The organism is Paraburkholderia sp. A1RI_3L (assembly GCF_048957895.1).
Taxonomy (GTDB): domain Bacteria; phylum Pseudomonadota; class Gammaproteobacteria; order Burkholderiales; family Burkholderiaceae; genus Paraburkholderia; species Paraburkholderia kururiensis.
Genome location: NZ_JARCHA010000007.1, coordinates 45,667 through 69,287 on the forward strand (window position 1 = coordinate 45,667; position 23,621 = coordinate 69,287).

25 protein-coding genes are annotated in these 23,621 nt (G+C 63.6%); 5 read left to right on the forward strand and 20 right to left on the reverse strand.

From position 1 onward, the window contains the following. Positions 1-72: 72 nt before the first annotated feature. Positions 73-864, reverse strand: coding sequence for a molybdopterin-dependent oxidoreductase (locus PXJ20_RS19355; RefSeq protein WP_277598593.1), 792 nt, complete (start codon positions 862-864; stop codon positions 73-75). 2 nt (positions 865-866) lie between these two features. Beyond that, a complete protein-coding gene (locus tag PXJ20_RS19360) occupies positions 867-1,460 on the reverse strand; it encodes a cytochrome b/b6 domain-containing protein (protein WP_421031930.1) in 594 nt (197 codons plus the stop codon). Positions 1,461-1,689: 229 nt separating this feature from the next. On the opposite strand from PXJ20_RS19360, the gene PXJ20_RS19365 reads away from it, so the two are divergent. Together PXJ20_RS19365 and PXJ20_RS19370 are read left to right on the forward strand one after the other, a co-directional pair. After that, entirely contained in the window at positions 1,690-3,198 is a 1,509-nt protein-coding gene (locus PXJ20_RS19365) for an HD domain-containing phosphohydrolase (RefSeq protein ID WP_421031931.1), read from the forward strand. A gap of 99 nt (positions 3,199-3,297) precedes the next feature. Next, a complete protein-coding gene (locus PXJ20_RS19370) occupies positions 3,298-3,744 on the forward strand; it encodes a YaiI/YqxD family protein (RefSeq protein WP_277598590.1) in 447 nt (148 codons plus the stop codon). Between the two features lie 19 nt (positions 3,745-3,763). Here PXJ20_RS19370 and PXJ20_RS19375 read toward each other — a convergent pair whose 3' ends face one another. From PXJ20_RS19375 to PXJ20_RS19410, 8 genes are all read right to left on the reverse strand, one after another. Then, positions 3,764-4,168, reverse strand: a complete 405-nt coding sequence (locus PXJ20_RS19375; protein ID WP_421031932.1) for a YybH family protein — start codon at positions 4,166-4,168, stop codon at positions 3,764-3,766. Between the two features lie 102 nt (positions 4,169-4,270). Then, positions 4,271-4,588 carry an H-NS family nucleoid-associated regulatory protein gene (locus PXJ20_RS19380; RefSeq protein ID WP_017775134.1) on the reverse strand — a complete coding sequence of 106 codons (318 nt, stop codon included), beginning with the start codon at positions 4,586-4,588 and terminating at the stop codon, positions 4,271-4,273. A gap of 623 nt (positions 4,589-5,211) precedes the next feature. Further along, positions 5,212-6,582, reverse strand: a complete 1,371-nt coding sequence (locus tag PXJ20_RS19385; RefSeq protein ID WP_413215277.1) for a purine-cytosine permease family protein — start codon at positions 6,580-6,582, stop codon at positions 5,212-5,214. A 229-nt stretch (positions 6,583-6,811) separates the two neighbouring features. Next, entirely contained in the window at positions 6,812-7,807 is a 996-nt protein-coding gene (locus PXJ20_RS19390; protein WP_421031933.1) for a biotin-dependent carboxyltransferase family protein, read from the reverse strand. After that, positions 7,797-8,672: a 5-oxoprolinase subunit B family protein gene (locus tag PXJ20_RS19395; RefSeq protein ID WP_421031934.1), complete on the reverse strand. Its 876-nt coding sequence runs from the start codon at positions 8,670-8,672 to the stop codon at positions 7,797-7,799. Before PXJ20_RS19395 ends, PXJ20_RS19390 begins: the two co-directional genes overlap by 11 nt. Then, positions 8,669-10,120: an acetyl-CoA carboxylase biotin carboxylase subunit gene (locus PXJ20_RS19400; RefSeq protein ID WP_421031935.1), complete on the reverse strand. Its 1,452-nt coding sequence runs from the start codon at positions 10,118-10,120 to the stop codon at positions 8,669-8,671. The genes PXJ20_RS19395 and PXJ20_RS19400 overlap by 4 nt, the downstream gene beginning before the upstream one ends. 5 nt (positions 10,121-10,125) lie before the next feature. Continuing rightward, positions 10,126-10,371, reverse strand: coding sequence for an acetyl-CoA carboxylase (locus PXJ20_RS19405; protein ID WP_017775139.1), 246 nt, complete (start codon positions 10,369-10,371; stop codon positions 10,126-10,128). A gap of 46 nt (positions 10,372-10,417) precedes the next feature. After that, the gene (locus tag PXJ20_RS19410; RefSeq protein WP_421031936.1) at positions 10,418-11,197 is read right to left on the reverse strand and encodes a 5-oxoprolinase subunit PxpA; all 780 of its coding nucleotides are present in this window, start codon (positions 11,195-11,197) and stop codon (positions 10,418-10,420) included. A 267-nt stretch (positions 11,198-11,464) separates the two neighbouring features. On the opposite strand from PXJ20_RS19410, the gene PXJ20_RS19415 reads away from it, so the two are divergent. Further along, the gene (locus PXJ20_RS19415; protein WP_026121527.1) at positions 11,465-12,382 is read left to right on the forward strand and encodes a LysR family transcriptional regulator; all 918 of its coding nucleotides are present in this window, start codon (positions 11,465-11,467) and stop codon (positions 12,380-12,382) included. An 80-nt stretch (positions 12,383-12,462) separates the two neighbouring features. On the opposite strand, the gene PXJ20_RS19420 is transcribed toward PXJ20_RS19415, so the two are convergent. Beyond that, complete coding sequence (locus tag PXJ20_RS19420) at positions 12,463-13,353, reverse strand: LysR family transcriptional regulator (RefSeq protein ID WP_126877078.1); 891 nt, start codon at positions 13,351-13,353, stop codon at positions 12,463-12,465. A 102-nt stretch (positions 13,354-13,455) separates the two neighbouring features. Between PXJ20_RS19420 and PXJ20_RS19425 the strand changes: the two genes are divergently transcribed. Then, positions 13,456-14,391 (forward strand): NADP-dependent oxidoreductase, encoded by a 936-nt coding sequence (locus tag PXJ20_RS19425; protein ID WP_413215270.1) that lies wholly within the window; start codon positions 13,456-13,458, stop codon positions 14,389-14,391. Here the strand turns inward: PXJ20_RS19425 and PXJ20_RS19430 are convergent. From PXJ20_RS19430 to PXJ20_RS19460, 7 genes are all read right to left on the reverse strand, one after another. Then, the gene (locus tag PXJ20_RS19430; protein ID WP_338120150.1) at positions 14,287-14,571 is read right to left on the reverse strand and encodes a PAAR domain-containing protein; all 285 of its coding nucleotides are present in this window, start codon (positions 14,569-14,571) and stop codon (positions 14,287-14,289) included. The two genes, PXJ20_RS19425 and PXJ20_RS19430, sit on opposite strands and share 105 nt — an antisense overlap. A gap of 106 nt (positions 14,572-14,677) precedes the next feature. After that, positions 14,678-15,124, reverse strand: a complete 447-nt coding sequence (locus PXJ20_RS19435) for a hypothetical protein (RefSeq protein ID WP_421031937.1) — start codon at positions 15,122-15,124, stop codon at positions 14,678-14,680. Positions 15,125-15,150: 26 nt separating this feature from the next. Beyond that, positions 15,151-17,496, reverse strand: a complete 2,346-nt coding sequence (locus tag PXJ20_RS19440) for a peptidase M23 (RefSeq protein WP_421057434.1) — start codon at positions 17,494-17,496, stop codon at positions 15,151-15,153. 6 nt (positions 17,497-17,502) lie between these two features. After that, complete coding sequence (locus PXJ20_RS19445) at positions 17,503-17,763, reverse strand: hypothetical protein (protein ID WP_421031939.1); 261 nt, start codon at positions 17,761-17,763, stop codon at positions 17,503-17,505. A 251-nt stretch (positions 17,764-18,014) separates the two neighbouring features. After that, positions 18,015-18,254, reverse strand: a complete 240-nt coding sequence (locus PXJ20_RS19450) for a hypothetical protein (protein ID WP_421031940.1) — start codon at positions 18,252-18,254, stop codon at positions 18,015-18,017. A gap of 359 nt (positions 18,255-18,613) precedes the next feature. Next, positions 18,614-19,375, reverse strand: a complete 762-nt coding sequence (locus PXJ20_RS19455; RefSeq protein ID WP_126879175.1) for a glucose 1-dehydrogenase — start codon at positions 19,373-19,375, stop codon at positions 18,614-18,616. A gap of 40 nt (positions 19,376-19,415) precedes the next feature. Then, a complete protein-coding gene (locus PXJ20_RS19460) occupies positions 19,416-20,258 on the reverse strand; it encodes an EamA family transporter (RefSeq protein WP_421031941.1) in 843 nt (280 codons plus the stop codon). A 149-nt stretch (positions 20,259-20,407) separates the two neighbouring features. Here PXJ20_RS19460 and gcvA point away from each other — a divergent pair, with 149 nt between their 5' ends. Beyond that, complete coding sequence (gcvA, locus tag PXJ20_RS19465) at positions 20,408-21,298, forward strand: transcriptional regulator GcvA (RefSeq protein WP_026121528.1); 891 nt, start codon at positions 20,408-20,410, stop codon at positions 21,296-21,298. Between the two features lie 74 nt (positions 21,299-21,372). Here the strand turns inward: gcvA and PXJ20_RS19470 are convergent, their stop codons facing one another. Further along, positions 21,373-22,137, reverse strand: a complete 765-nt coding sequence (locus tag PXJ20_RS19470; protein WP_421032645.1) for a lipoyl protein ligase domain-containing protein — start codon at positions 22,135-22,137, stop codon at positions 21,373-21,375. Positions 22,138-22,313: 176 nt separating this feature from the next. Then, positions 22,314-23,387: a 2,3-butanediol dehydrogenase gene (locus tag PXJ20_RS19475; RefSeq protein ID WP_421032646.1), complete on the reverse strand. Its 1,074-nt coding sequence runs from the start codon at positions 23,385-23,387 to the stop codon at positions 22,314-22,316. Positions 23,388-23,621: the final 234 nt, after the last annotated feature.

Genomic DNA, 23,621 nt, shown 5'->3' on the forward strand with positions numbered 1-23,621 from the left:
AACTCCTGATGCAGTGAAGAAAGGTGACGATTGACGTCGAAGCGGGCGGACCCGGGAACCTGCTGCGCGGGCTCAGGACCCTCCAAACCAGTTGTAGCCCTGGTTCTCCCAATATCCGCCCGGGAATTCGTTCGTGACGGTGATGGCCACGATGTGTTTGGGGTTCTTGTAGCCGAGCTTGGTGGGGATGCGAAGCTTCATCGGGAAGCCGTACTTCGCGGGCAGCGTGTTGCCGTCCCAGGTCAGCGTGAGCAGCGTCTGCGGGTGAAGCGCAGTGGGCATGTCGATGCTGGTCCAGTAGCCGTCGGCGCAGTGAAAGGCCACGTACTTCGCCGTGGTGTCCGCTTCGGCTCGCGACAGGAAATAGGAAAACGGCACACCGCCCCATTTGCCGATGGCACTCCAGCCTTCGATGCAGATATGTCGCGTCACCTGGCTTCGTTGCGGCAACGCGCCGAGTTCGGCAAGGCTCCAGACGGACTTGCCTTTAACCCGTCCCGTCAGCTTGAGGCGATACGTTTCAGCATCGACCTCCGGCACCTGATCGATGTCGTAGTAGGCGTTGAACGGGAACGGACGCGTAATCATCGACTCCGGGTAGGTCGGCGCGAGCGTGTGCGGATCGAACAGCAAGGCCTGCGCCTCGTCGTTCAACCGCGACACGCGACGCAGCATGGCCTCCACCGCGTTGCCGGATTTCAGTTCGCAACCGGAGAGCAGCATCAACCCACCGAGCGAGAGCATTCTTCGGCCGAAGAGTCGCCGCGCAGGCGACCCGAGTTCGCGTTGGGCCTCTTTGATGATGGCGGCCGCGTCCGGGGCATAAACGGAAGCGGGCGACGCGTTGTTTTTCAGGTTACCCATGCTCAGCGCCCCCGAATCATCGTCAGCAGAGAACGCGGAACGATGGCGACCATCGTCACGTGTACGACAAAGAAGCCGACAAGCCCGCTCATTGCCGCGAAGTGCACCACGCGTGCGTTGTCGAATCCGCCCATCAGGCTGCTCAAGAGCGGCAACTGCACGGGCTTCCAGACAGCGAGACCAGACAGCACGACAAGCGCGATGTCGGCAACGACGAGCAGATACGCGAGCTTCTGCACGGCGTTGTAGCGGCCCAGGTGGTCGTGCGTGAGTTGGCCGCGCAGGGCGGCAAGGAGGTCCGCCCCCAGGGCGCGGACCGTGAGCGGAAACAGCGTCCGGCGCAAGCGTCCCGTTGCAATACCGATCGCGAGCCAGGCGAGGAAGTTGGCGACCAGCACCCACATGATCGCGAAGTGCCAGAGCAGCGCGCCTCCCAGCCAGCCGCCCAGCGTGATGGCTGGGGCAAACCTGATGGCGTGAAAAATGGGGGACGCGTTATAGACCTGCCAGCCGCTCATGCACATACCGATCACGCAGACGGCGTTGATCCAGTGGAAGAGGCGAACGTAGGCGGGATGGATGAGATCGCGGTTCAAGGCAGCCCCAAGGGCGATAACGGTTGGTTGAAGCTGCGGTAAACGGCAGCGAGGCACGGAATATTCCGGTTCCGCGGCATGGGGCCCGTCACGCTGACGCTGCGACGGACCTCGATGAGCGACAGAATCTCACCTCGTCGGGTCGCACAACATCGGTCAAATGACCGATCTTGCGTGCGCGCCTCGTCGCGTATGATCGGGCGCAGTTCCTCCCCACTTCTTGTGATCCATGCCGACGTTCGACCCGCAAACAAGCTCGCCCCCGCTGCGCGTATTCGATTGCGTGAGAGCGCTCGCCTTCATTGGCGATCTGAGCATGGGCCAGCCAACCGACCATTCGCTGCGCACCGGGTGGCTGGCGGCGCGCCTGGCGCACGCGGCGGGACTCGATGCATGGGCGTGCGATACGGTTCGTGAGGTGTCGCTGCTGCGCTGGTCGGGTTGCACGGCGAACGCAGCGGGCTTTGCGGACGTGTTCGGCGACGACATCGCGATTCGCCTCGCGATGCTCGAAGGCCGGTCAGGCTGGGCCGAGCGGCTCGAGGCATCGGGCGGCGCCGGTGCCGTGATGCTGCCGCTTGCGCAAATCCACTGCGAGGTGTCGGGCGAGGTTGCGCGCATGCTGGGTCTTTCGAGCGTGACGGAAACCGCGCTGCGTCACATCTTCGAAACATGGGACGGCGCGGGCCTGCCGGGGCGTGTTGCGCGCGAGAGGGTGCCCATGCCGGTGTTCGTCGTGGCGCTTGCGGGAGACCTCGAGATTTTCGGCCGCACGTATGGCATCGAGCAGGCGCTCGGGCTGATCGGGCAACGGTCCGGTGCGCGATATCCGGCGCGCCTCGTCGAGACCGCGGCACGTCAGGCGGCCGGCTGGCTGGCAGAACTGGAGCGCGCGTCGCTCACCGATTTCGACGCTGCGCTGATGACGTCCGATATGGAGCAGACCACGTCGGCTGAACTCATTGCCGACGTGATCGATCTGAAGCTGCCGTGGATGACGGGATTTTCGCGCACGGTCGCGTCCACTGCGGCGGCGTGTTGCGCCCGGCTCACGCCGGACAAAGCCGCGCACGCGCGTGTTTATCGGGCGGGATTGCTGCACGGCATCGGCAGGGCCGCCGTGCCCAACAGCGTGTGGAACATGGCGACGCCTTTGCCCGCGAGTGCCTGGGAAAAGGTGCGGCTGGTGCCCTATTGGACGGCGCGCGCCGGCAAGCAGACCGGCGCGCTTGGCGAAGCCGCGGAACTGGCGTCGTATGCCTATGAACGGGAGGACGGTTCGGGATATTTCCGCGGCGCGAGCGGGCAGGCGTTGACGCTGGAGGCTCGCGTGCTGGCGGCATCGGTGGCATGGGTCGCGTTGCGCTCGGCGCGGCCCTGGCGCGCGGCACTCGGCGCCGATGCCGCCGCGCAAATGCTGCGCTATGAGGTGGCGGCCGGCAGATTGAGCGACGACATTGTCGACGCGCTGGTGACGGAGGAGGCGCCAGTCGTCCGGCGGCCCCTGCGGTACGCGAGAGGTGGGCAACACGGTCTGCAACACGGCCCGCAGCTCTCGCCCCGCGAGATCGACGTGCTGCGCGTGATCTCGCGCGGCGCGAGCAACAAGGAAGCCGCGCGCGAGTTGACGATGAGCCCGAGCACGGTGCGCACTCACGTCGAAAACGTGTTTCGCAAGCTCGAATGCTCCACGCGCGCGGCGGCCACGCTCAAGGCGTCGGCGATGGGTTTGCTTTAGCCCGCTTCGCACAGCCGTCGCAGTTGCAGCACATCACAATCGCGACGTGGCGCACCGGGCGGTAACATGGGGCCTTCTTCCTCTATCGGACATACCTCGATGCAAGTGCTGGTTGACGCAGACGCCTGTCCGGTTGTCGTCAAGGAGATGCTGTTTCGGGCCGCACGGCGCGTCGAAGTATGCGTGACGCTGGTGGCGAATCAGTATTTGCGCACGCCGCCTTCGCGCTTCATCAAGGCTCTGCAGGTGCCGGCCGGCTTCGACTCCGCCGACGAGCGCATCGTGCAGTTGGTCACGCACGGCGACCTGGTGATTACGGCGGACATACCGCTGGCGGCTGCGGCGCTCGAGAAGGGCGCTTACGTGCTGGACCCGCGTGGAAGCTGGTTCAGCCGCGAAAATATCGAGGAGCGTCTCACCATGCGCGAAGTCATGGATCAACTTCGCAGCTCAGGCGTGGGGACGGGCGGTCCGGCGCCGTACACCGCAAACGACAGCAAGGCGTTCGCCGGACAACTGGACCGCTTCCTCGCACGCCATGGCTAACGTAGGGCAGAACCGTCTTTCAAGCATCCAGCACCAATGGTCCGAATGAATTGTCGATCAGCACTTTCCATTCGCCGTCTTGCTGTCTGCGAAAAACGGTCGTGGCGACGAGTTCTCTCACGGAACGCTTCGCGCCCGATTCCTCGTACTCCAGCGTCCAGCGAGAGAGGAACAGCGCAACGCCATCGGCCTCGATAACATGGGTTTTGAGTTGCTTTGCGCTCGCGCCGGACTTCACCGCGAATTCGAAGAATTCCCTGAGCGGGCCGCGTCCGCTAATCGTTCTTCCCGGCTGCGAGACGACAACGGCTTTCTCGTCGTAAAAGCCTGGAACACGATCGACGTCGCATTCGTTGAACGCCCTGTCCAGCAACTCCACCACGTGCTGCGGACTTCTCGCGGTTATCGGTTCGGCTCCAGCCATGCGATGACTCCACTCGCGTTTTGTTCCGGAGAAAACACGGGGTAAAACACGTCGATAGTCCCGTCATTTATGACCGGCGCCGTGCGCCAGGCCGCATTTGCGCTAACGGGAATTCGGCCGCGCGAGCGGACTGCCCGCGAATGGGTCATTCGTCCAGTCCGGGCCTTTTTTAACGGGCGGCCGCGAAACCGGCTCCGATGACAATTCAAAGTGCTCGAGGGACTGCCCGGCGCTAATCGCCTGCTTCAACCATTGAGGCATGGGCCCTTCGCCGCTCCAGCTGTCGCCATTCGCGCTGCGATAACGCTCAACCTTCGTGTCAGCAGCGATTGCTGAGGCCAGATCATCCGGGCTGATCCCGAACTCCTCCATGCGGTGACGGAGGTAGGCAATCATGCTGTCTCGCTTGCGTTCATCCATGAAACTTGCTTCCTTTCAAACCGGACTCGGTATTTTTCTCGATTGCACGCGGCAACGCGCGACAGGCAAGGCCGCCTCGCAGGCAGTTCGCCGTCGCCGCATTCAAAATAGTGCCATAGGTACTGACCGAACTCGCCGTGGCTGGGCGCCTGGGAGCGCGGCAAATAAACGGACCAATCTCGACGCCTCGACACGGCGCTGCCTCGTGTCATCAGGCCTCCCCCGCGCTCCGCAGTGATTGAAGCTGTGGATTTTGACCGACCGGATGCGCCAGATACGCCCGGGTCGGCTTGCGATGGGAGGGGAGTCGAACGGTTGAGGGCGGGATTTGGCCTGGATCGGACCCACCGATCGGGGGTGTCCGGGGGAGTCGCGTCTCGCCGACCGTGCGAGACATCATACGCTGGTCGTCAGCGGGATTGCGCTGAGGCTTGCGATTTCATTTTTTTGACCGGCACGCGGCCGGTTGATTTGGTGTCGCGCAAGCCGTTTTGGCTGAAGGTCCGTGCTGAACGCGGCGCCGCAATTGCCGCCAAATGAACGGCAATCGCGGCAGTCCTGTGGAAAGGAAAAAAGAGCCCGGCTGTCTTTATCTTCCTGTCTTTATCGTCCGGTCTTTATCTTCAATAACTGCCCGTATCCTCTCCACGCACGAACCATGTCCTTTTCGCCGACGCCAGCATGCCCCGGTAGACGAGCCACGACACCACGAAGGTGGCCGGCGCGGAGAGCGACTGCACGGCTCCCTGCATGTTCATCAGCACGAGGCCGGCGAAAGCCCCCGCGAACCAGGCGGCCAAACCGCCCGGGTTGAATGCGGGGACATGCGAATCGCGGTACTCGATGGCATCGCCCACCAGTTCGTCATAGCGCGCCGACAGAATGTGCGCGAGCGCCACGCCCACCCACGCCACGACGAAGATGCCCTGGTACGCGAGTGCCTGCAGGATCTTCGAAAACACGTCGGCCATCATCAGCGCATAGACCACGACGCCCACCACCAGCGCCCACGCGAACTTCGGCGCGCGCAGGCCGACCACCTTTTGAAAGAACGCCTGCATGTTGATGGCCGCGAGATAGTAGTTCGCCGTGTTGATGCGCGACTGCGTCACCCACACGAACAGCAGACCCCAGACGCCCATCAGCTTGAGCAGCGCCAGCACGACGGAGACTTCGGAGAGCGTGCCGAGCCCCGGCGTCGTGCTGACCAGATAGATGCCCACCGCGCCGTTCAGCAGGAACGTGACCAGATAGAACGGCATGCCGAAGTTGAAGCGGCCATGGTAGACCGCGTCTTTCCTGCGGCCGAAACGGGCGTAGTCGAAGGTGAACATCATCAGTACCCAGACGCCCATGTAGTACACGAAGCAGTTCCACCAGCCGTTGGCGGGCACCGTGCCTTTCGGGCCGAAGTCGAGCCATGCGGCGTTGTAGCCGTATTCGTGGGTGGTCAGCACGACCGCGGCAACGAGCCCGAGCAGATAGAACGGCAACAGCACGCCGTTGAACTTGTCGAGCCAGTGCTGCACGCTGCCGAACACCAGCGGCACGCTGTAGCAGACCACGATCAGCGCGGCCCATCGGTAATCGAGCACGGGAAAGAGACTATGCGCCGCCACCGCAATGACGGAGCCTTCGAAGACCGCGTAATAGATGGCGGTCGCGAAGAAGATCAGGGTGGCGAGCGCCGCGCCCGAGCTGCCGAACAGCACGCGTGAAAACAGCGCAACGGAGAGCCCGGTGCGCACCGCGTAACGGCTGATCACGGCGTTGACGAGACCGTACGACACCACGGAGAGCGCCATGCCGATCAGGGCATTGCGCGCGCCATACGTCAGCGCGAGCGTTGCGCCCACGACGATGTAGAACACGGCGCTGCATACCGCCCACCACGCCATGGTGAGCGAGAACGCCGGCATGCGGGCGCTGTCCGGAATGGCAGCGGTCGATAGATCGAGGTCGCCTCCGGCGACTTCCTGCGTCAGATTGGCCATCAACGTGCTCCTCAATACACTGCGGGGTCCAGGAACGGCGGCGCCGAAGCGAGCGTGCGGTGACGCCGCGGAGAGAACAGAAACTGCGTGGGTCGTGCATCGGTCGAACGGGCGCACGTGTCCGCGCACGCCGCGAGGCGGCGTACGGTGATTGGAAACGTGCGTTAGAAAGCGCTAGAAGGCGAGCCGCCGTGCGACGCACGCGGCTCGCGGCGAACCGCTTTGCGCGCTACCGCAGCAGCACTTCGCGCAGGCGTGCGAGCCGCAATTGCGCGTCACGCCGTGCGGCGAGCGCCTGTGACATGGTGGCCGGCACGAAGTGCGCCTGATGGTTCGGCTGCATCTGGCCAATCAGGTCCATGTCGGCGCTGATGACGGTGCCGATGGTGGCGTAGCCGCCGCCAGACACCGCATCGCGATGCAGGATGATCGGTTCCAGACCGGCCGGCACCTGAATGGAACCCACCGGATAGCAGGCATCCACGATATTCGACGGATCGGCGCCCGCGCCGAATGGCTGCTCGCGCGGCCTGAAGTCGAGCGGCCGGCCTTGCTTGTAGCGATAGCCGATGCGATCGGCTTCGGGCGCCACCACCCAGGTGTCTTCGAAGAACGTCGCGGCGGATTCGTCGGTCAGCCGGTGATGGTAGAGGCCCGGCAGCACGCGCAGTTCGACTTCGCGGGCGAGCGGCGTGCGCAGCGGCGCGGGCAGTTCCGTGCCTTCGCGCGCCGGTCCCCGCTCGCGGCCCACCGTGAGCCGGTCGCCCTTCTGCAGGCGCCGCCCTTCGTGTCCACCGAAGGCGCCGAGCGCATAGGTGGAGCGGCTACCCAGCACCACGGGTACGTCGATGCCGCCGGCCACGGCCAGATACGCGCGTGCGCCGCCTCGCACGTAGTCGAACGTGAGCGTGCTGTCCGCCTTGATTCGCAGCGCGACATTGCAGGCCTGCGTCACGCCGTCGATCTTCGGCAGCATGTCGGCGCCCGTGACCGCGATCAGCGTCTCCACATGGAACAACAGTTGCGGACCCAGCAGCGTGCATTCGAGCGCCGCGGCGGATTCGGGGTTGCCCACCAGCAGATTGGCCGCGCGCAACGCATATTGGTCGAGCGCGCCGGAAGGCGGAATGCCGACGTGGTAATACCCTTGCCGGCCGGTGTCCTGCACCGAGGTGGCAAGGCCGGGCTTGACGACTTCGATGGCGAGGCGGGAATCAGTCGGCATGGAGCACCTCGACCAGTGAACGGTTGTACGCGTCCGGGTCGCGCAGAAAGGATTCGAGCGAGAAATTCACGTCGCGCACGCGCAGCGAGAACGTGCCGGCTTCCACGGCGGCCACGGCTTCGTCGTAGGCGGCGCGGTCGATGGGCTTGAACTTCACGATGTCGCCGGGCCGGAAGAACACCATGAAGTCGCGCAGATAGTCGAGCCGCTGTGCCGGGTCGAAGATGGGCGCTGGCGTCACGCCGAACATCTGATAGCCGCCCGCGCCGCGCACCGAATAGATGCAACCGAAGCAGCCGCCGTGACCCACCGTGAGCTTCGGCGTATCGGTGCGGGGCCGCACGTATTTGGGTACCTGGAGTTGCCGCGCGCGCTCGACCATCTGGAACATGAACGGCAGACCGGCCACGAAGCCCACCATCGAGACGAACCACGGCGAGCCGGAATGGGCGGCGATGAAGTCGTCCACGCTTGCTTTGCCGTTGATCCGCGCTGCGTATTCCAGATCCGTCGAACCCGGATCCTGATGACGCTCGCGAAAACGCATCAGCGTTTCGTGCGTCCACGGGTCGTTGTACAGCACGGGAATTTCGATGATGCGCGTGGCGATGTTCAGCTCCGCGTCGCCGGTTTGTGCCTCGATTTCCTTGAGCAAGGCGAGCAGCGACTCGGGGTCGATCACGTCGGGGTCGTAGCGCACCTGGTAGGACGCATTGGCCGGGCAGATGTCGACGATGCCCGGCACCTCGCGGCGCTGCAGTTCGCGGGTGATAGCCGTGCCTTCGAAGAAGGCGTCGAGCGACATTTCCTCGCTGATTTCCACGAAGATGAATTCGTCGCCGCCGAACGTGTAACGGGTCGTCATGCGGCCTCCTCGTGGTTGACCGGCGTGGCGGCCAGTTGTTCGCGCGAGGCCGCGAGCCACGTTTCCAGATAGTTCGTGTGATAGCGGCCCGCGCGTACATCGTCGTCGGCGAGTAACGCGCGATGCAGTTGCGCCGTGGTCTTCACGCCGCGAATGTGCAGTTCGGAAAGCGCCCGTGCGAGGCGCGCGAGCGCGGCGGGGCGGCTCTCGTCGGAGACGATCAGCTTGGCGAGCAGCGAATCGTAGAACGGCGGCACCACATAACCCTGGTAGAGCATGGAGTCGATGCGCACGCCCGGGCCTGTCGGCCACACCAGTTCCTCGATGCGTCCGGGGCTCGGGCGGAAATCGTGCGCCGGGTCTTCCGCATTGATCCGGCATTCGATGGCCGCGCCGCGCATCACGATGTCGCTCTGGCTCAGGCGCAAGGGTTCGCCGTCGGCGATACGCAGCGCTTCCCGCACGAGATCGACGCCGGTAATCGCTTCGGTCACCGGATGCTCGACCTGGATGCGCGTATTCATTTCGATGAAATAGAACTCGCCGCGCGTGTCGTCGAACAGGTACTCCAGCGTGCCCGCGCTGCGGTAGCCCACCTGCCGCGCAAGCCGCGTCGCGGAGGCGCACAGCGCGCTGCGCAGCGCCGGCGTGAGCGACGGCGAGGGCGCTTCTTCCATGATCTTCTGGCGGCGCCGTTGCAGCGAGCATTCGCGCTCGAACAGATGGACCACGTCGTGCCCGTCGCCCAGCACCTGAACCTCGATGTGCCGGGCGCGCGCGATGAACCGTTCGAGATAGACGCCGCCGTTGCCGAACGCGGCCTGCGCTTCGCGCTGCGCAAGCGGCAGTTCGGCATCGAGCTGGGCGGCGTCGTGCGCGACGCGAATGCCGCGTCCGCCGCCGCCGGCTGCGGCCTTGATCATCACCGGATAGCCGATGTGCCCGGCGATGCGGCGCGCTTCGTCGAGCGAGAGCACGACGCCGTTGCTGCCCGGCACCGTGGGAACGTCGGCACGCTGCGCCGTTTCGCGCGCCTTGGCCTTGTCGCCCATGGTCGCAATCACGCTGGACGAAGGGCCGACGAAGATGAGGCCGGCCGCTTCCACCTGCGCTGCGAATGCCGCGTTCTCGGACAGGAAGCCGTAGCCCGGATGGATCGCGTCGGCTCCGCACTGCTTCGCTGCGTCGAGAATGGCCGATGGATTCAGATAGCTCTTCGCCGCGTGCGACGAGCCGATGTGAATGGCCTCGTCGGCCATGCGTGCCGCGAGGCTGTCGCGGTCGGCGTCGCTCACCACGGCGACCGCCCGCATGCCCAGTTCGTGCGCGGCGCGAATCACGCGCACGGCGATCTCGCCGCGATTGGCGACCAGCACCGTGCGAATGCGCCTGGGTTGATAGAAGGTGGTGCGAACGGCGGGGGCGTCCGACGAATTCACTCTGCTCATGGCGCTCATTCCTCGATCCGCATCAGAACCTGACCCGCGTCGACGGGCTCGCCGTCGTCCACGAGAATTTCCGTGACGCGGCCGGCTATGCCCGCTTCGACGTCGTTGAACTGCTTCATCACTTCAACCAGTCCCACCACCGTCCCGCTCTCCACCGTCGTACCGGCTTCGACAAACGGCGCCGCGTCGGGCGACGGGCGCCGATAGAAGGTGCCGGGCAGGGGACTGACGATCTCGTGTTGTTGTGCCATCTCGGGGCTCCTCATCGTTGTTGTGGGCGGCGCACGTCAGTGCATATCAGCGCGAAGCCGCGTATTGGGGGGCTGCGATCCGGATGTCATGACTCACCAGCGCCGTGCGCGTGGCTTCGACGAGTTTGAGCGCACCGGGCGTGTCGCTATGAATGCAGACGGAGTCGAAGTCGATCTCGATGTCTTCGCCGTCCACCGTTCTGACCCGTCCTTCCACGCATGCGCGCAGCACCTTCGCCGCCACCTGCGCCGGGTCGAGCCTGCCCACGCGGCGCGTAAAGACGATGGAGCCGCTACGGTCGTAGTCGCGGTCGGCGTAGAACTCGCGCACCACCGGCTGGCCGAGTTCGCATGCGATCCGGTAGGTCACCGACGCCTCCATGCAGTAGAGCAGCAGTGTTGGATCGAGCCGCCGCAGCGTTTCGACCAGCAGGCGCGACAGACCCTCGTCCTGCGCGGCGAGCATGTACAGCGCGCCGTGCGGTTTCACGTGCTGCACGCTGACGTCGTGAAGGCGCGCGAACTCGCGCAGCGCGCCGAGCTGGAAAACGATGTCGTTGACGAGCGCCTGCGGGGTCTCGGTGAGCGTGCGGCGGCCAAACCCCACCAGGTCGCGAAAGCCGGGGTGCGCGCCCACGCCCACGCCCGCCTGTTTGGCGAGCTGGACCGTGCGCGCCATGATGTTGGGATCGCCGGCGTGAAAGCCGGTCGCGATGTTGGCCGAGCTGATGAGCGGCATGATTTCTTCATCGACGCCGTCGCCGATCGTCCAGGAACCGAAGCCTTCTCCCATGTCGGAATTCAGGTCGACGCGGTGTTTCTTCATGCTGGATCTCTCTCCTCGATCAAAGCTGCGCTCGCCACGCCATGCGTGCGCTCCGTCGAAAAGAACATTAGCCGGTCGCCGGTCGCCAAAATAGTTCTATTTTTGGATGGGACGCTATCTGTTTTTTCGATGGCACGCGCTGCGCATGAATGGGCGTGAGGGCTTGTCGGTACAGGAGGGGCGACGGGTGAATACCCCGACCACGCCAATTTTTTTGGCGGGAATACGATATGCCGCGTCCCAATATCGATTTTTCGGATGCGCACCATGGCCTTGACGCTTCGGCAACTGAAGTACTTCGTCGCGACCGCGGAACTCGGGCAGATCTCGCAGGCCGCCATTCAACTGACGATTTCACAGTCGGCGGTGACGAACGCCATCAAGGAACTCGAAGACGACCTGGGCACGCAGCTCTTCATGCGCACGTCGGCGGGCGTGACGCTGACCACGACGGGGCGGCGCTTTCTCAACCACGCCTATACGATTCTTGCCTCCGTGGACGAGGCGATGCGCATTCCGAACCTCGAAAGCACGCTGACCGGAACGTTGACGCTGGCGGCCAGCTACACGGTGCTCGGCTATTTCCTGCCGCATCACCTGCAGAGAATGAGCACGCTGTATCCGCGATTGACCATCCAGTTGCACGAACTGAATCGCGAGTCGATCGAGGAGGGTTTGATCACCGATCGATACGACATGGCCGTGTTGCTGACCTCGAACGTGGCCAATCCGGAACTCACGCTGGAGCCGGTGATTCATTCGCCCAGGCGTCTGTGGCTGTGCGCGCAGCATCCCTTGCTCAAGCGCGAAAACGTGACGCTTGCCGACGTGGCCGCCGAACCCTTCGTGATGCTGACCGTGGATGAAGCGGCGTACACGGCGCTGCGCTACTGGAACGAGACCCCTTACCGGCCGAACGTGAAGCTGCGCACCTCGTCGGTGGAAGCGGTGCGGAGCATGGTGGCGAACGGCAGCGGCGTGGCGATTCTCTCGGACATGGTGTACCGGCCGTGGTCGCTGGAGGGACGACGCATCGAGACCATGCAGCTGCGCGACCCCGTGCCGCCGATGAGCGTGGGACTTGCGTGGCGCAGGAACGCCGAACTGAGCCCGGCCATGCATGCCGTGCGTGAATACTTCCGGCACACGTTCATGGAACCGCGGCCGCTGATTGGTGGAGGTTGAGCGTTGCGACTGAGCGATGACAACTGAGCGATGACAACTGAGCGAGCGATGTTCGCCGCGCCCTTCGAGCCAGGCCGCTTCTATCCCTTCAGCACGAGCGACGTTTCCGGGTATTGGCCGCAGATGAAGTCGACGAAGGCGCGGACCTTCGGTGGAGGAAGGCGTCGCGACGTATGCAAAACCCAGAGCGCCGTTTCCACGCCGGAGACCGTGCCCCACTGCACCAGCTCGCCGCGCGTGAGCTGATTCCACGCGATGGACTGCGGCAGGAGCGCCGCGCCGGCGCCGGCTACCGCGGCGTCGCGGATCATGAGGAACGACGAAAGCCGCAGCCGGGGAATGGGCTGCACGACGAGCTGCCCTTCGTCGAGCGTCCAGTGGGTGGGCTCGAAGCTCGAAAACACGATGGCGGGAACCGGCATGCCGGCGCCCTCGGCGCCCGCACCAGGCTCAGGCATCGGCACGGACGGCGCGGCCACGACCACGAGCCTGTCTTTGGCGAAGCATCGGCCCACGAGACTGCCGTCTGGGCTCGGATTGATGCGGATAGCCACGTCGAACTGCTCTTCGACAAGGTCCACCATGCGGTCTTCCGCCACCAGCTCGATCGTGACTTCCGGATAGGCCGCGCAGAATTCGGCGCAAATCCTTCCCATCGCGAGGTGCGAGAACAGCGACGGCGCCGCGATGCGCAGGCGTCCGCGCGGCGCGGCGAGTCCTTCGCGCGCCGCCGTCATGGCCTCGGCCACCTCGTGCATCGGCCCTTCGGTGCGGGAGATCAGCGTCTGGCCGGCTTCCGTGAGTTTCAGGCCGCGCGCGCCGCGCTCGATGAGCCGCACACCTAGTTCCTCTTCCAGATCGGCGATGCGCCGCGACAAGGTCGCCTTCGACTTGCCGCTGGCGCGGCTCGCCTTCCCGAGTCCTCCATGGGTTGCCACCAGCGCGAAATCGCCGAGTGCATTCAGGTCCATGATGTTCCATATTTGAAACGAGTTGTCTAGATTTTCGCGTCTTTGTTTTATGGGTGCAACGGCTTATTTTGTTCTCACCGCAACCTGATTGAGGAACCTGAAATGAACACGACTCAACGCGCTGTATTGATCCGGGCCTATGGTGGCGCCGACGCCGTCGAAGTGGGCGAGATCGCCACACCCGAAGCCGGGCCAGGGCAAGTGCTCGTCCGCGTTCGCGCCGCCGGCGTGAACGGCATCGACTGGAAAATCCGCGAGGGCTACGTTCGCGACGCCTTCCCGCTGCAACTGCCTGCCGTGCTGGGCATCGAACTGGCGGGCGAGGTGGAGGCCGTAGGCCCCGGCGTGGCGCGCTTCAAGGCAGGCGAGCGCGTCATGGGCCCGCTGGGTCGACCCGGCGCCTACGCCAACTTCGTGACCGTGGAGGAAGCCAACCTGTCGCGCACGCCCGATGCACTCGACGACGTCCACGCAGCCGCGATTCCGGTGGCCGCCGTGGCGCCCTGGCAGAGCCTGCACCACGCCGGCCCGATCCGAGCGGGGCAGCGCATCCTGATCCACGGCGCGGCGGGCGGCCTGGGCGGCTACGCCGTGCAGTACGCGAAGCGCGCGGGTGCCGAGGTCTTCGCGACGGCGTCTACCACTCACGTCGATTACGTGCGCGGCCTGGGCGCCGACCACGTGATCGACTACCGCACGCAACGTTTCGAGGACGTTGCGAACGGCATCGATCTGGTGCTCGACTACGTCGGCGGCGAAGTGCTCGACCGCTCGTGGCAGGTGCTTACGCCGAACGGCGCGATCGTCGGCACGACGTCGCCGGACATCCTGGCACGCACACCGGCCGGCCGTCGCGGCCTGTGGTTCATCAACACGCCGGACGCGGCGCTGCTGGAACGGCTGGCAGGCGAGGTTGCGGACGGCACGCTGAAGTCAACGGTGAGCGAGGTGGTGGGTTTCGGCGATCTGCCCGCCGCTATCGAGCGCAATCGCATGGGCTCGCGCGTCGGCAAGGTTGTGGCGGATTTTTCGCGCTAAAGCAATATTTACGTTTTCGAGTGACGAGAGCAGGCTGCAACTGCACGGATGGCGATAGTAGTGAAAAGCGACTGCCTTGCCGTTCCGGCCGGGAAACCTTCCGTAACCGTCGGCAATCGTAGTGGGCTCGTGCTTATCGCAGATGCCATCGTCGCCCTGACGGGCAAGCGGTCGACCCAGGACCTCGAACTGGGCGACCCGCTGGTAACTTTGCCGCCGTTTTCCAGCTTGTTGTCTTTGCGGATGGGGATTTCATGTTCGCGTTACTAAATTGGCCGGAGAGCGATTATTGCTTCAAACGCACCAGACGAGTGGTACATACTTTAGGGACACTTTGATCCCAAACTGTGCTAAGAAGACGCCGCCTTTTTTTATCGACCTTTAAATTAATAAACTCATCCCCGCACCGCGGTGCGGGATGCCGCTCAACAAATTTATTTGACAATGGAGAAAACGTAAAAATCCTGTAAATTGAATAAACTCCTAATCCATCGTCCACATGCCACACGGCAAATCCAGGGTGCCCACTAAAATCATAGTCGTCAATTTCTATATGCGTCGATTTTTCCGTACCAACATTCACGGTGCCTCTATTAATTTTATTGCCACTATTTACTTCCCAGGTTAATACGTCGCCATTCGTTCCAACTGCCGCCTTAACCCCCGGCGCAGGCGAAAAGACGTGCTCGCTTTCAGCAGAGTTTGCCAAAAATGAGATAAGCGAAAATATCAAAAGGGCAAATTTTATTTTTTCATCAATTACTCCGGCCTCAGCATAGATGCCACAAGTGTACTTTTCGGGTGAGGAGCGGAAATGCGTATTGTTTCGGACGTATCCAGCCCATCGTCCAATATTCTTAGGATATATGCCGAATACGCCTGTCTTTCATAATACCCATTTCCGCCCCCATTTACCAGTCGATTTATGAAGCCTGTCGATGACGCCGAATAGTATTCATCTGCGATGCGATTAATGCTTGTTCCCTGTGAGAAAGTCTTCGACACCCAATAGAAGCCACCGGAATCGCAAGCGTATTCCGGATTTTCAGCAACTGTGTCCGGATCGTAACGAGGATGCCAAAGCATTAATTGACCTCCGTCATTCGGATTGGCTGAATAGTGGCGTGACGTTGCCGTAACTCTAGGCGCAACCCCTACCATTCTTTCAACATATGATCCACTATTGTCAGGAAAAGAGCGATATTTGCCGTAAGCCTCAAAGTTCCCGGCCCACGTAAGCTGCATTACGCCGCGCCCATAAAATGGACCGTAGTATTGGGTCGCAGGATTTGCCGCCGAATATCGACCAAAACCCCATTCGTGCATAAGACGCCTGCTGCCGCCAAGATTGCGCCACTGCGCGGTTTCCAACAGAATCTGAGCCAAAAACATAGCAATCCGATTCGGATTGCTACCAAGATATTTTCTAAGACACCTATTCAGCGAAGTGACATGATTTTCGACACGTTGACGCGCGATGGCCAACGTCACCCTATATGTATCGTCATTTGTGGCGATGGCTCTTCGCGGACTGCCAGCCTGCGTATAGAACGGATAGCGAGGAAACGTGGTAGCCAACTCGTCGTGGGTTAGCCACCCACACTTCCTGAAATGCCGGATAAACGCGAGCGGATGGAAGAACCAGAGCTTCTGGCCGGCAGGCAACCCCGTCACGTCCCAGAACTGAAGTTCCTCGAGGTACTTCAGAAAATCCTCGTAGCCCTTTCGGTTGCCGTGATAGAACCCGCCCTCGTCGAGCAGCCTCGCGAAGCGCGTCTCGTTGTGCGTGCTATCCCATTCACTCGGCGCGTTGCAGATGAATCCGCGCAGGGTTCGACGTACCTCATCATGGCCCTTCACGTAGTAAGAAAGCGCGTCTGCCTTCTGGACTTCGGTTGCGTCCTTCACTACTGCGGGCTGATCGTTGGCCGCGGCGTCCCTGACGAGCCTCTTCAACATCTCGACATCGCACAACCCGTCACTATCGAAGGGCGTATTGCCGTCGCTGATCTTCTGCCAGCCCATGAAAGACGGGAAATCCGCATCGGACAGCTTTCCGATCGCCGCATTGTTGATATCGATATAGCCCGACTGCCCCGCCGCGAAGGTGATCTGCACCCACGTGGCACGCGCCGCCCCTGGGAGGGTCGCAGGCACTGAAAGAATGCGCCCGAAGCGCAGCATCTCGTAGCCGTCGCTCGGGCAGGCTTCGTAGAGCGCCGTTGCACGATGGTACAGATCGTATTCGTAGTCCTTTTCCTCGACCGGCTCTGGCGTCAGAAGTGTGCGCGAGCCGTCCGCAGCAACGCTCCAGACGTTGGTGTACTTCGCCCCCTTGCTGAAGTACATCTCGACGACAAGGGGCAGGGCGTTCGTGCCTGCGAGGCCGGCCTTGAAAGCGATGCCGTGGAGTTTGCCGTGCGCGTCCGTTCCCTGAGGCAATGCGTAAAACTGCTGCCCTGCTGGAATGGTGAAACAGATATGCCCCCAGCAGTCCGACGTTGTCGCCGTTCCCGGCGAGGCCACCCCGAGTTGCGTGTGCCCGAAATACGCATCGAAATCGCCCGGCGTCATGAAGATCTCGAAGTGCAGGTAGGTGACGCCCTGATAGCGGCCGAGAAAACCCAGCACATCCTTGCGCCGCACCTTCTCGCCATTCCCCTTCGCCGCAGGCGTGACCTTCCCCCGGATATCCGGCCCGGACGACTTTTGCAGGAACGCCGGTAGCCGGGCTCCGTCGTGTCCGAACGTGTGGTATTCCGCAAGCGGCAGCAGGTGCATGTAGAGCGAATAGAACGTCAGCGTGCGTCCGTCACCGGTTTCGGTGGAGTGTTTGAGCAGCACGAAACCCGCATTGCCGTTGCCGTCATCCATCGCGTGCTGGCAGACGCGGTATGCCACCACCTCGCCGTCGGCGATGGCATGGACCGGGCCGTGCATGTCCGGCGCAAGATGGGCGCCGCAATGCCAGCTCCGGTCGGCTGCAACCGGATAGATGCCGTGCGCCAGCTCGAATTTGTCGACGGCATCCATCATGGGGTCAGGCCTGGACGCGTCACTGGACGTCAGGCCCGATGCGGGCAGAAAGGGTGGGCTGATGATCATGACGTGTCAGTTCGTATGGGGAGGACGGTCGTTGACCTTGAGGTCGCTTTTCGGCAGGACGGGCAACGGCGCGGGCACGTTATCGGGACCGACGAACGTGAACGACGCCACCTTGATCGGGAACGCGCCGGGATAGTCCCCAGCGAAGCACGGCTCGATGCTCTGTTCGTACGCCGCTTCGTCGCGACTCGTGTGGACGCGCTTCCAGCGCGTCGCGGCCCCATTGAGGGGTGGCCGCCGTGTGGTCCACGGAAGTGACTGTGACATTGACCACGTAGTTCTTGCAGATACCGCCGTGCGCCCTGAAGTCGAGCACATCAGGTCGTGGTCCTCACTGCCGGTCCACAACGTGAGATGCCGGGTCAGACGTGCTCTCGGGCGGAGCCACGCATCGGTAAAACGCTTTGCGGGAGTATTCATTCCGTGCATTCCTGTCCGGTTTAAAGGAACGATGCGAAGCTGATTTATTCGCAACGTTTTAAGCCGGACAAACCTACCGGGAACGACACGGAATATTGTCAATAATGGTTAATGTGCGCTGTCAGCTTTTGCAGCGCGCGGTCGTGCCGCGCGGAAGCCATGTTCAGCGCATGTCCTGTCAAGAGCGGCTCACGCAAGGTATCCACGAAGCGTGAACAGATGTCACCAGCGGCCAGGGAGAACAACGCGACATGAATGTCGAGCCGGCGCTCGAAATGAATGTGCAGTTTGCCGGATCCGACAAACGAGACATGCGCTCGACGACCTGGCGATGGCATCCAGGTCGTTCCTTGTTTTCTATATCCCCGGGCAATATGAGCGCGTGATTCCGCGTGGGTTCAGGTAGCGCCTGTACCGGGCAAAGTCATGGCGCTTGTCCGCATGCGGTTTGTCCGGACATTTGCGGCGCTGACCATTCAGTCCTGACACCGCTGGGATGGCATCGGCTGGGTATGGCGCCGCCGGCCTGATGTCTGGGTTGTGTTGGCGACGCGAAGCCGGTGCTAGTAGAGATCGACGAGGCCGCCTTCGAAGGGATGGCGGCCTCGTTCGGTCGTGCATCTTTTGTAGCCTGGACAAACCGATACCAAGGCGAACCGCCAGCGCACCGCCCCCGCCCAGTTTGTCCGACGCCGCCTCACTTCCCGCCCGTCACATCGAGAAACGTGCCCGTGACGAACGAAGCCTCGGCACTCGCCAGCCACAAAATGGCGCGCGCCACCTCTTCGGGCTGGCCGCCTCGGCCCATCGGGATGGAGTCCTTCACGCGATCCACGCGTCCCGGCTCGCCGCCGCTTGCGTGCATCTCGGTGTAGATGTGCCCGGGCCGAACGCAGTTCACGCGTATCCCGTCGCGCGCCACTTCTTTCGCGAAACCGGTCGTGAAGGTCTCCAGAGCGCCCTTCGACGCAGCGTAGTCCACGTATTCGTTTGGACTGCCCAGCCGTGCCGATGCCGACGACACGTTGATCACCACGCCGCCCCTTCCGTCGTGACGCAGCGACATCCGCTTCGCCGCCTGCTGCGCGCACAGAATCGGCCCGATCGCGTTGACCGCGAAGATGCGCTGCATGCGCTCGAAGGCGAGATCTTCCAGCCGCGACTGCCGCGCGATGATCGCGGCGTTGTTCACCAGCACGTCGATGCGGCCGAAGTCGCGGTCGATTGCGTCGAATAGCCGGGCAACCTGCTCCGGGTCCGCGCTGTCCGCACGCACGGCGAGCGCGCGGCGGCCCAGCGCTTCCACGTCGGCGGCCACCGCACGCGCGGCAGATTCGTTGGAGACGTAGCTGATCGCCACGTCGTAACCCTGTGCCGCTGCAAGACGCGCGGTGGCCGCGCCTACGCCGCGGCTGCCGCCGGTAATCAGAATGAGCGGCGCTTGTGGAACGGTATTCATCGAACGAACCTTCATGGAAAGTGGAAAGAGGAGAGAGACGTCAAAGCCCCAGACACACGGCGCCGGCCGCGACGACCACGCAGGCGAGCCAGCGTGCTGTGCTGACCGCTTCGCGCAGAAACACGCGACCAATCAGCACCGCGAACACCACGCTGGTCTCGCGCAACGCCGAGACGGCGCCCATCGCGTCCGACTGCAGCGCCCAGATCACGATGCCGTACGCCGCAATCGAAACGAAGCCGCCCACGAGCGACAAGCCGACCGGGAGCGGTTCCACGCGTAGGGGCGCCCAAAGCGGCGCGAGCCCGCGCGTCGCGACGAACAGCACGGGCATCAGCGCGTAGAACAGGAACATCCAGGCGGTGTAGCTGAGCGACTCCGCGTTGGACAACCTCACGCCGATACCGTCGATCACGGTGTAGACCGCGATGGTCGCGCCGGTGGTGAGCGCCGCGAGCGCGCCCGCGCGCGACACGTGACGCCCCTGCAACGCGATGGCGATGATGCCGCCCGACACCATCGCGATGCCGAGCGCGTGCAGGGGGCCGATCGCTTCATGCGCGAAGAGCGCCGCGCCGAGTGTGACGAGCAGCGGCGACGACCCGCGCGCGATGGGATACGCCAGCGCCAGGTCGCTGCGGCGATACGAGCGCACGAGGCTCACGTTGTAGAAGATGTGCACGAGCCCCGACGCGACGATGTAGGGCCACGAGGCGCGGGCGGGCAGCGGATTGAACAGGACGACGAACGCGGAGACCGCCGCGATGGCGATGCTCATCCACGTCATGGACCAGAACCGGTCGCGGTTGCCGTGCAGCATCGCATTCCAGCTGGCGTGGAGCATGGCTGCAAAGAGCACGATACCGCCGGTGTAACTGAGCATCTGGATGTTGTTGAGCAGGGACGGGAGACGAACGGAGCGGGAGGCGAATCGGCACTACACAAAGAAGGATATCTATCTTGTTGGGGCCCAACAAACCAGATAAATTGCCGGATCGCGTCAGAAAAACTCTCTTGAAAAGGGCTTTCTCGATGAAACGGGTCTTGCCTCCGCTCAATGCTCTGCGCGCCTTCGAGGCCGCGGGCCGCCTCGGCAGCTTCAAGCAAGCCGCCGCGGAACTGCACGTGACGCAAGGCGCGGTAAGCCAGCACGTGCGCCTGCTCGAAACGTGGCTTGGTGCGCCGCTGTTCGAACGGCACAACCGGCGCGTGAAGCTGACGTCAGCGGCGAAGGCTTATCTGGAGAAAGTCGGCCCGTTGTTCGAGCAGCTCGCGCAGGCGACGGCGAGATACGGTGTGCCGGAAACGGTGTCGCGCACGCTCTCGGTGAACGCGCCCGCCACGTTCGCGTTGCGCTGGCTCGTGCCGAGGCTCGCCGGTTTCCGGGCCGGGCATCCCGACGTGGAGGTCAGCGTCGAGACGTCGAACGGGCCGCTGGAGAGTCTGAAAGAGGACTACGACGTCGTGATCCGGGGTGGTCCGGACACGTTCTACGGCTACGCGATGCGACCGTTTCTCTCCGAGGAGCGGCTGCCGGTCTGCAGCCCCGCGCTATCGGAACGGCTGCCGCTTCGCTCGCCGGGTGATTTGCGACAACACACGTTGCTGCACACGTCGAGCCTTCCGCGACTGTGGCCCGACTGGCTGGCAAGCGCCCGGATTCCCGACTTGAAGCCGGCCGCCAGCTTGACCTTCGACCACTTCTATCTGACCTTGCAGGCGGCCATCGACGGCATCGGCATCGCGATGGGGCCCACGGCGCTCGTAGCCGACGATCTTGCTGCGGGCCGGCTGGTCGCACCGTTCAGCGGTCCCCGCCTGCCGTCGCGCAGCTATTGCACGTACGTGGCGGACGCGAAGGTTGGCGATGAACGCGTCGTGCTGTTCCGGTCGTGGCTGGAGCAGGAGGGCGGGGTGGGCTGAAAGGGCTGCCTGAGAGGGCTGCCTGAAAGCGCTGCCTGAGAGCGTTGCCTGAAGCGGGCGGCTTGCGCAAGCGCTCAACCCGCACGCGAGTCGCCCGGCGCCACGGCCTCGCTCACGCAGGCCCGAAGCGCCGACATCACGCGCGCGTCGATCTCCCCATCCAGCGCGGCGCCGCCCGTCGCGGCGAGCGCCTGCTGCACGCTCACCACACGCCCGGGCAGGTAGTGCCGTCCGCTGCCGATGGCCGCTTCGAACGCATTGGCGCGCGCGTTGATTTCCGCGGGGTCGGCGCTCACGAGCAACACCGCGTGGGCCAGCACCACATTGAGCGGCGCCGACGCCCCTTGCGACGCCGCCTCCAGCCTGCGCCAGTATTGCGCGGTGCCCGCGATCTTGCGTGCGTCGTCTGGCGGCCCTGAGGCCAGGTTGAAGCGCCCGTCGCAGAACGAGCCTTCCACGGCCTGCCAATGCGTGCGCACCCCGAGCGAGCCGAGCGCATGGCGCAGGATCTCGCACAGGTGCCGATACACGGCCTCGGAAAGCTCGCCCACCGTGCCGCGCACCCGATACGCGAGGCTCAGGTTGACGATGCCCGGCCCCTGCGGCACGAGCCCGCCGCCCGACATGCGCAGAAAAACCGGGCAGCCGCGCTGCGCAAACTCGGCGCGTGCGCGTTCCAGCGCGGCGAAGCGCTGGTAGCTGCGCGGCACCACCAGCGACGGCGGCAATTGCCAGAGGTGCGCGACGCAGCGGCCATCGGCCGCCATCGCGAGCAAATCCCGCTCGGCGGCGAGCGGGTCGTCGGTGGCGGCTGGAACCTCGACAAGATCGAACGGCATGGGCGCGGGCGTGGGTGACATCTGTGAATGACGCCAATGAGTGATGCCAATGAGTGATGCCAATGAGTGATGCCAATGAGTGATGCCAATGAGTGATGCCAATGAGTGATGCCAATGAGTGACGCCAATGAGTGATGCCAATGAGTGACGCCAATGAGTGACGTTACTTCGTCACCTCATGCCGTCATCAGTTCAGCCGGCGACACGATGATCTTCACGTTGTTCTCCTTGTGGTGGACCAGTTGCTCGAAGCCCTTGTCGACGATGTCTTCCAGCTGGATGCGGCCGGTGATGAACGGCGTCACGTCGATACGGCCGTCGGCGATGAAGGCGATCACGTCCGCGAATTCGCCGTTGTAGGCGAGCGACCCGATCACCTGCTTTTCCGTGGCAACGAGGTCGAAGAAATTGAAGCTGCTCGGTTCCTCGAAGATGCCGACCATCACGCAGGTGCCCGCCTTGCGGATGGTGTCGATGGCAAGCTTCGCGGTGTCCTTGTGGCCAATGCATTCGAAGCTCACGTCCGCACCCAGCCCGCCCGTCACGCGACGGATTTCGGCCAGTGCGTCGCAGGCCGACGGATCGATCACGTGACTCGCGCCCACCGCCTGAGCGCGCGCCTTGCGTGCCGCCGACATTTCCAGCGCGATCACCTGCGCCGCCCCGGCCGCGCGTGCGCAGGCAATCGTGCACAGGCCGATGGTGCCCGCGCCCACGACCACCACGTTCTTGCCGAGCAGGTTGCCCGCCTTCTTCACCGCGTGCATGCCCACGGCGAGCGGCTCGATGAGCGTGCCGGCCTCGGTCGGGAAGTTGTCGGGCAGCTTGTAGAGCAGATTGGCCGGCACGTTAACGAGTTCGGCGAAGGCGCCGTTGTTCATCAAGCCGGTGAACGCCAGGTTCTCGCAGATGTTGTACATGCCGTGCGTGCAGTAATAGCAGTGGCCGCAGTGCTGGCAGGCATCGGCGGCCACGCGCTCGCCCACGGCGAAGCCCTGCACGCCCGCGCCCAGCGCCGCGATCTCGCCGCAGAACTCGTGCCCCAGGATGCACTGGCCCTGAATGCCGGTGAGCGGATGCGGCGTATCCACGGGGATGAACACCGGCCCGGCCAGATACTCGTGCAGGTCGGAGCCGCAGATGCCGCACCAGTGCACGCGAATCTGCACCCAGCCTTCGGGCGGCGCGGCGGGCAGCGGAACGGTTTCCACGCGGATGTCGTGGCGGCCGTGCCAGACGGCGGCGCGCATGGTGTCGTGGGTAGAGGCGGTGGAAGGAGTTGAAGCGGTCATGGCGGGTTTCCTTGAAGTGGGGGCGTCGCCCGCATCGCGTCGCACGTGGCACGTCGGGCTTCGCGCAACGTGCAAACGTGTGTGAGAGCAGGCGGAAAAGCGAAACGAAGTCCGGCCGCCTCGAGGTTCAAGGCTCAAAACAAGGCCCAAAACAAGGCCCAAAACAAGGCCCAAAACAAGGCCCAAAACGGC

Bases quoted from the DNA above. Each gene is read 5' to 3' on its own strand.
- PXJ20_RS19410 (WP_421031936.1), bottom strand. From the start codon at position 11,197: ATGAAGAAACACCGCGTCGACCTGAATTCCGACATGGGAGAAGGCTTC.
- PXJ20_RS19460 (WP_421031941.1), bottom strand. From the start codon at position 20,258: ATGCTCAGTTACACCGGCGGTATCGTGCTCTTTGCAGCCATGCTCCAC.
- gcvA (WP_026121528.1), top strand. From the start codon at position 20,408: ATGAAACGGGTCTTGCCTCCGCTCAATGCTCTGCGCGCCTTCGAGGCC.
- PXJ20_RS19470 (WP_421032645.1), bottom strand. From the start codon at position 22,137: ATGCCGTTCGATCTTGTCGAGGTTCCAGCCGCCACCGACGACCCGCTC.
- PXJ20_RS19445 (WP_421031939.1), bottom strand. From the start codon at position 17,763: ATGTCACAGTCACTTCCGTGGACCACACGGCGGCCACCCCTCAATGGG.
- PXJ20_RS19380 (WP_017775134.1), bottom strand. From the start codon at position 4,588: ATGGATGAACGCAAGCGAGACAGCATGATTGCCTACCTCCGTCACCGC.
- PXJ20_RS19405 (WP_017775139.1), bottom strand. From the start codon at position 10,371: ATGGCACAACAACACGAGATCGTCAGTCCCCTGCCCGGCACCTTCTAT.
- PXJ20_RS19395 (WP_421031934.1), bottom strand. From the start codon at position 8,672: ATGACGACCCGTTACACGTTCGGCGGCGACGAATTCATCTTCGTGGAA.
- PXJ20_RS19475 (WP_421032646.1), bottom strand. From the start codon at position 23,387: ATGCGCGCCGCCGTCTGGCACGGCCGCCACGACATCCGCGTGGAAACC.
- PXJ20_RS19425 (WP_413215270.1), top strand. From the start codon at position 13,456: ATGAACACGACTCAACGCGCTGTATTGATCCGGGCCTATGGTGGCGCC.
- PXJ20_RS19390 (WP_421031933.1), bottom strand. From the start codon at position 7,807: ATGCCGACTGATTCCCGCCTCGCCATCGAAGTCGTCAAGCCCGGCCTT.
- PXJ20_RS19450 (WP_421031940.1), bottom strand. From the start codon at position 18,254: ATGCCATCGCCAGGTCGTCGAGCGCATGTCTCGTTTGTCGGATCCGGC.
- PXJ20_RS19385 (WP_413215277.1), bottom strand. From the start codon at position 6,582: ATGGCCAATCTGACGCAGGAAGTCGCCGGAGGCGACCTCGATCTATCG.
- PXJ20_RS19415 (WP_026121527.1), top strand. From the start codon at position 11,465: ATGGCCTTGACGCTTCGGCAACTGAAGTACTTCGTCGCGACCGCGGAA.
- PXJ20_RS19455 (WP_126879175.1), bottom strand. From the start codon at position 19,375: ATGAATACCGTTCCACAAGCGCCGCTCATTCTGATTACCGGCGGCAGC.
- PXJ20_RS19365 (WP_421031931.1), top strand. From the start codon at position 1,690: ATGCCGACGTTCGACCCGCAAACAAGCTCGCCCCCGCTGCGCGTATTC.
- PXJ20_RS19400 (WP_421031935.1), bottom strand. From the start codon at position 10,120: ATGAGCAGAGTGAATTCGTCGGACGCCCCCGCCGTTCGCACCACCTTC.
- PXJ20_RS19440 (WP_421057434.1), bottom strand. From the start codon at position 17,496: ATGATCATCAGCCCACCCTTTCTGCCCGCATCGGGCCTGACGTCCAGT.
- PXJ20_RS19355 (WP_277598593.1), bottom strand. From the start codon at position 864: ATGGGTAACCTGAAAAACAACGCGTCGCCCGCTTCCGTTTATGCCCCG.
- PXJ20_RS19420 (WP_126877078.1), bottom strand. From the start codon at position 13,353: ATGGACCTGAATGCACTCGGCGATTTCGCGCTGGTGGCAACCCATGGA.
- PXJ20_RS19370 (WP_277598590.1), top strand. From the start codon at position 3,298: ATGCAAGTGCTGGTTGACGCAGACGCCTGTCCGGTTGTCGTCAAGGAG.
- PXJ20_RS19375 (WP_421031932.1), bottom strand. From the start codon at position 4,168: ATGGCTGGAGCCGAACCGATAACCGCGAGAAGTCCGCAGCACGTGGTG.